We start from the raw sequence: 4000 nt of genomic DNA, 5'->3' as shown, positions 1-4000 counted from the left end.
CGACCAATGCACAGATGCTGGGCGAGCGCCTGCGGCCCGCAGGCCAGCTGGTGTCGGCGCAGGGCAGCTCCACGCCTGCAGCGCAGGGGCCGCAGGCCATGCAGCGCACGCCGCAGCTGAGTGGAGCGCCCAACGAGCAGGACATCCAGGTGCGCCAGCCCGTCACGGCCCAGCAGCAATGGGAGCAGGCGCAGCGCTACCATCGCGGCGACGGCGTGCCGGCCAACTACACCGAGGCGCTGCGCCTGTACCAGCAGGCCGCATCCCACGGCCATGTGGCATCGCGTCGCATGCTGGAGCTGATCTACTCGCGCCCCGCACCGGGCGGCGGCGTGGACATCGGATGGATGCAGCAGCTGGCGCGCATAGACCCCATGACCATGCAGCCCATGGCGCCCGTCAGCCCCGCGCCCTACCGGCGCGATCCCACGCCGCTGTTCGACATGGTGCCGGCGCCCTGGCACAGGCACTGAGGCAGGAGCGAGGCGCTACAGCACCACGTCCAGGCCGGTGTCGGCCATCCAGTCCACCGGGTCCTGACGCAGGACCATGTCGATGTCCAGGCCCAGGGCCACGCCCACTTCGCCGGGAAAGCTCACGGCCAGGGCACGCTCGTCCCACTGCGCCTCGCGCGAGCGGGCGCGCCAGGCAGCGATGTGCAGCACGCAGGCCAGCGGATCGAAGCCCGGCTGGGCCAGCGGCGCGTACAGGTGCTGCAGCGCATCGGCCAGCAGCGGCGGAAGGTTCCAGCGGCGGGCCAGGCCCGCACTGACATGGCTGTATGTGTAGCCGCACAGCCGCATTTCCAGCTCGGCGCGACGCGGGTCCAGCGGGCCGACCAGTTCGGTGATGGTGGCGGCGCGGCCGGGGTCGATCATGTGCATGGCCAGCTCCCCCAGGCCATGCATCAGCCCTGCGGCATAGGCCGCCGTGGGGCTGGCCTGCACGGTGCCGGCCAGCGCTCGCGCCACGCGGGCGGCTTCCACGCTGTAGCGCCAGAAGGCCGGCATGGCCATGCCCGGCACGGCATGGGCGCCCACGCCCAGCGGTATGCCCCGCACGATCTGGCGCAGCTGCGCGGGCGCCAGCAGGGCCAGCGCCTCGGGAATGCCGGTGACACGTCCCCCCATGCCGAACACCGGGCCGTTGGCCTGGGCCAGCAGCCCGGCGGCCAGCGCAGGATCGGCTGCGAAGAGCTGGCTCAGCCGGCGCAGGCTGGGCTGCTCGGGCACCAGCTCGCGCAGCAGCAAGGCCACGATGCGCGGCTGCGCCGGCAGGGCCAGGGCCTGTGCCAACAGCGTCTGCAGGTCCAGTGCATGCGCAGCCATCGCGTTTCCTGCCTTGCCGTGCGCGGGACTACTTGCGGGTCTGCAGCTTGGCGAAGGCCGAGGCCATGGCCGATTGCTGCACCGGCTCGGGCGCGCGGCGCTGCCCGCCCTGGCTGCCGCGGCCTGCGCTCTCGAAGCGGTTGTCACGGGGGCCGTCGCGCAGGGCCGGTGCCGCATCGAGCTTCATGGTCAGGCTGATGCGCTTGCGCGCCACATCGACCTCCAGCACCTTGACCTTGACGATCTGGCCGGTCTTGACCACCTCGCGCGCGTCCTCGACGAACTTGTGGCTCATCTGGCTGACGTGGACCAGGCCGTCCTGGTGCACGCCCAGGTCCACGAAGGCGCCGAACTGGGCCACGTTGCTGACCGTGCCCTCCAGCGTCATGCCTTCCTTGAGGTCCTTGATGTCCTCCACCCCGTCATTGAAACGGGCCACGACGAAGTCCGGACGCGGATCGCGGCCGGGCTTTTCCAGCTCGCCCAGGATGTCCTTGACGGTGATGGCACCGAACTGCTCGCTCACGAACTGCTCGGCCTTCAGGCCCTTGAGCACTTCGGAGCGGCCCATGAGCTGGTCCACGCTCTTGCCCGTGGTGGCAATGATGCGTTCGACCACCGGGTAGGTTTCCGGGTGCACGCCCGTCATGTCCAGCGGATTGTCGCCGCCGCGGATGCGCAGAAAGCCCGCCGCCTGCTCGAAGGTCTTGGCGCCCAGGCCGGCCACGTCCATCAGCTGCTTGCGGCTCCTGAAGGAGCCGTTGGCATCGCGCCAGCGCACCACCGACTTGGCCACGCTACCCGACAGGCCCGAGACGCGCGACAGCAGCGGCGCCGAGGCCGTGTTCAGGTCCACGCCCACGGAGTTCACGCAGTCCTCGACCACGGCGTCGAGCTGGCGCGCCAGCTCGCTCTGGTTCACGTCGTGCTGGTACTGGCCCACGCCAATGCTCTTGGGGTCGATCTTGACCAGCTCGGCCAGCGGGTCCTGCAGGCGGCGCGCAATGCTGGCGGCCCCGCGCAGGCTCACGTCCACGTCGGGCATTTCCTGCGAGGCGAACTCGCTGGCGGAATACACAGAAGCGCCAGCCTCGCTGACCACGACCTTCTCGATCTGGCGGTCGGCCTTGCTGGCGATCTTGATCAGGTCGGCGGCCAGCTTGTCGGTCTCGCGGCTGGCCGTGCCGTTGCCGATGGCGATCAGGTTGATCTGGTGCTTTTCGACCAGGCGGGCCAGCACGGCCAGCGAGCCGTCCCAGTCGCGGCGCGGCTCGTGCGGGTAGATGGTGGTGGTGTCCACCAGCTTGCCCGTGCTGTCCACCACGGCCACCTTGACGCCCGTGCGGATGCCCGGGTCCAGGCCGATGACGGCGCGCTGCCCCGCAGGGGCGGCCAGCAGCAGGTCGCGCAGGTTGTCGCCAAAGACCTTGATGGCCACCTTCTCGGCGTCTTCGCGCAGGCGCGAGAACAGGTCGCGCTCGGTGGACAGGCTGAGCTTGACGCGCCAGGTCCAGGCCACGCACTTGCGGATCAGGTCGTCGCTGGCGCGCTTGGCGTGGCTCCAGCCCAGGTGCAGGGCAATCTTGCCTTCGGCCAGGCTGGGCTGGCCGGGCTCGGGCTCCACGGGCTGGACCAGCTTGGCCTCGAGGATTTCCAGCGCGCGGCCGCGGAACACCGCCAGCGCGCGGTGCGAAGGCACGCGGCCGATGGGCTCGTCGTATTCGAAATAGTCGCGGAACTTGGCGACCTCGGGGTCGTTCTCGTTCTTGGATTCGACCTTCTTGGAGCGCAGCAGGCCGTCTTCCCACAGCCATTCGCGCAGCTTCTGCACCAGGGCCGGGTCTTCGGCCCAGCGCTCCGACAGGATGTCGCGCACACCATCGAGCACGGCCAACGTGGTCGAGAAATCAGGGCCCGGCTTGCCGTCGTCCAGGGTGGTGGCCGGCTTGCAGAAGGCCTCGGCCTCCTTGTGCGGGTCCAGCGTGGGGTCGGCAAACAGCTTGTCGGCCAGCGGCTCGATGCCGAATTCCTTGGCGATCTGTCCCTTGGTGCGGCGCTTTTGCTTGAAGGGCAGGTAGATGTCCTCCAGCTCCTGCTTGGTGGGCGCATTGGCAATGGCCAGGCGCAGCGCGTCGGTCAGCTTGCCCTGCTCGTCGATGGCCTTGAGCACCGCGCCCCGGCGGTCCTCCAGCTCGCGCAGGTAGCCCAGGCGTTCGTCGAGCTGGCGCAGCTGCGCGTCGTCCAGTCCGCCCGTGACTTCCTTGCGGTAGCGCGCGACGAACGGAACCGTGGCTCCGCCATCAAGCAATTCGACCGCGGCACCCACCTGCTGCGGCTTGACATTCAGTTCTGCGGCGATTTGGGCAATGATTTTTTGCATTCGAGAGGCGCCCCGTGGCGTGGAATCCGGAAAAGCGGCCAAGTGTGCCACACGCGATTCGGGCCGGGCCGCTCACGGCCGACCCGCAAATGCAAGCATTTCTTGCAGGCCAATGAATTCAAGGGCTTGCAAAATCAATCCACTGCCTGCTTTTGCCGGGGCCCTGCGGCAGGCACCCTCTGCCACAATCACCAGCTTCGAATGCAAGACGATCTGTTCGGTTCTCCCCCACCATCGGCCCCTGCCCCGCCGCCCGCGCCTGCCGGCCGCACACCGGCACCGCGCAAGGCCG

The 4000-nt window shown here is 69.2% G+C and carries 2 protein-coding genes and 1 pseudogene; 1 reads left to right on the top strand and 2 read right to left on the bottom strand.

Features of this window, described 5'->3' with window-relative positions:
- Positions 1 to 473, top strand: a pseudogene (locus L995_RS15955) (SEL1-like repeat protein); the annotation flags it as partial.
- 15 nt (positions 474 to 488) lie between these two features.
- Here L995_RS15955 and L995_RS15950 read toward each other — a convergent pair.
- Together L995_RS15950 and L995_RS15945 are read right to left on the bottom strand one after the other, a co-directional pair.
- Positions 489 to 1328 (bottom strand): HDOD domain-containing protein, encoded by an 840-nt coding sequence (locus tag L995_RS15950; protein ID WP_047472593.1) that lies wholly within the window; start codon positions 1326 to 1328, stop codon positions 489 to 491.
- Between the two features lie 28 nt (positions 1329 to 1356).
- Positions 1357 to 3708, bottom strand: coding sequence for a Tex family protein (locus tag L995_RS15945; protein ID WP_047472591.1), 2352 nt, complete (start codon positions 3706 to 3708; stop codon positions 1357 to 1359).
- Positions 3709 to 4000: the final 292 nt, after the last annotated feature.

Source organism: Delftia sp. ZNC0008 (assembly GCF_000799035.1).
GTDB lineage: Bacteria > Pseudomonadota > Gammaproteobacteria > Burkholderiales > Burkholderiaceae_C > Comamonas > Comamonas tsuruhatensis.
The sequence above is the reverse complement of the archived record's forward strand: the minus strand, read 5'-3'. Positions and strand labels throughout refer to the sequence as shown.